At 65.3% G+C, this 1932-nt stretch carries 2 protein-coding genes; one reads left to right on the plus strand and one right to left on the minus strand.

The genetic code is table 11. The features are described from left to right. The coding region (locus tag EN893_RS31660) for a helix-turn-helix transcriptional regulator (protein ID WP_245490935.1) at positions 1–797 on the plus strand (797 nt) is incomplete at its 5' end. Here the strand turns inward: EN893_RS31660 and EN893_RS31665 are convergent. Continuing rightward, positions 798–1775 (minus strand): DMT family transporter, encoded by a 978-nt coding sequence (locus EN893_RS31665; protein WP_127270975.1) that lies wholly within the window; start codon positions 1773–1775, stop codon positions 798–800. Between the last annotated feature and the right edge of the window lie 157 nt (positions 1776–1932).

Here is a 1932-nt window from a genome sequence, read left to right on the forward strand (position 1 = left end):
CCTCCGCCGGCAGCCTCATTCGCGAGTGGCGCACCCGCCGCCGCATGTCTCAACTCGACCTCGCCATGGAGGCCGAAATCTCGCAGCGGCATCTGAGCTTCGTCGAAAGCGGCCGCGCCGCGCCCTCACGCGACATGGTGCTGCATCTGGCCGAGCAATTGTCGATACCGCTGAGGCAGCGCAACCAGTTGCTCCTCGCCGCCGGCTTTGCGCCGAGCTTCGGCGAGCGCTCATTGACCGACACCACGATGGCGCCGGCGATGGCGGCGGTCGAGATCGTCCTCAAAGGCCACGAGCCTTTCCCGGCACTCGCTGTCGACCGCCACTGGAACCTGGTTTCGGCCAATGCCGCCATTGCCCCCTTCCTTGCCGATGTCAGCGAGGCTTCGCTGCTGACGCCGCCGGTCAACGTCCTTCGCCTCAGCCTTCATCCCGGCGGCATCGCGCCACGCATCGTCAATCTCCAGGAATGGCGGACGCATCTGCTCGAGCGCCTGAAACACCAGAATGACGCGAGCGGCGACGCGGTGCTGATCGAACTCGAGCGTGAGCTGAGGACTTATCCGTCCGGCTTGAAAGGCAGTCGGCCGGTGTCGGTAGAGCCGAACCCCATCGTGCACCCGCTCAGGCTTGCGCACGGCGACCAGGTGCTGTCGTTCATCAGCACCATCACCGTCTTCGGCACGCCGCTCGACGTGACCCTGTCGGAACTGGCGATCGAATCGTTTTTTCCAGCCGATGAGCAGACGAGGACGGTGCTGGTTCGGTTGGCGAAGGAGCGAGCCGAGCTGTCGTAATCACCCTTCAGGCAAAGATGCCTTGCGCGTGCGGGTCCGCTCCAGGCCAAGCTGGCGTTCGCGCCAGATGATGAAGATGCCGGCGGCGACGACGATCAGGCCGCCGACGAGCATATGGAGCGTGGCGACGTCGCCGAAGACGAGATAACCGACGACGACGCCGAGGATCATCGACGTATATTCGAACGGCGCCACCACCGAGGCCTCGGCATGGCGATAGGCCGCCGTCATCAGGATCTGGCCGAGACCGCCGCAGAAGCCGGCGGCAACAAGAAGAGCCGCCTGGAGCGGCGTCAGCGCCTGCCAGCCGAATGGCAGCGACAGCAGCGACATGACGCTCGCCGTCACCGAAAACCACAGCACGATGGTCGCTGTGCGCTCGCTTTGAACGAGATTGCGCACCAAGAGCATGGCGACGGCCGAGATCGCCGCGGCGACAAGAGCGGCGATGACGCCAAGCACTTCCTGATCGTCGAGCGCCTCGTCGGAACTCAGCAGCGTCAGTTCCGGCCAGGAGATGATCAGCACGCCGACCAGGCCGACCGCGACCGCACTCCAGCGATAGACACGGATGGCCTCGCCGAGGAAGATGGAGCTGAACACCACCACCAGCAGCGGCTGCGCGTAGTTCAGCGTGATCGCTTCTGGCAGCGGCAGCCGGGTCAACGCAAAAAAGCCGAGCCCCATGGCGCAGACGCCGACCAGGCCGCGGGCGATGTGGTTGAACGGACGCTTGGTGGTGAAGGCAGTGCCGAGTTCTTTCCTGAAGGCCAGGAAGGCGATGATCGGGAAAATAGCGAAGAAAGAGCGGAAGAAGACAATCTGGCCGGCCGGAACCGTGCCTGCGGCTTTGATGCAGGTCTGCATGCCGACGAAGACCGCCACCGACACGATCTTGAACATGATGCCGGTTAGCGTGTCGTGCCCGCCGGCATCACCGCTGGCTGTGGCCGGGGGGCTGCCGGGGCCTGCTGTCACGCTCCCGACGCTTCTCGGATGGTCGCCCAGATACGCGCCGGCGTTGCCGGCATGTCGATGTGCTTGACGCCATAAGCGCGCCAGAGCGCGTCGGTCACCGCATTGAGCGCCGCCGGGGTCGAGCCGATGGTGCCGGCCTCGCCCGCGCCCTTGATGC

This window comes from Mesorhizobium sp. M7A.F.Ca.CA.004.04.2.1 (assembly GCF_004022825.1).
Lineage (GTDB): Bacteria > Pseudomonadota > Alphaproteobacteria > Rhizobiales > Rhizobiaceae > Mesorhizobium.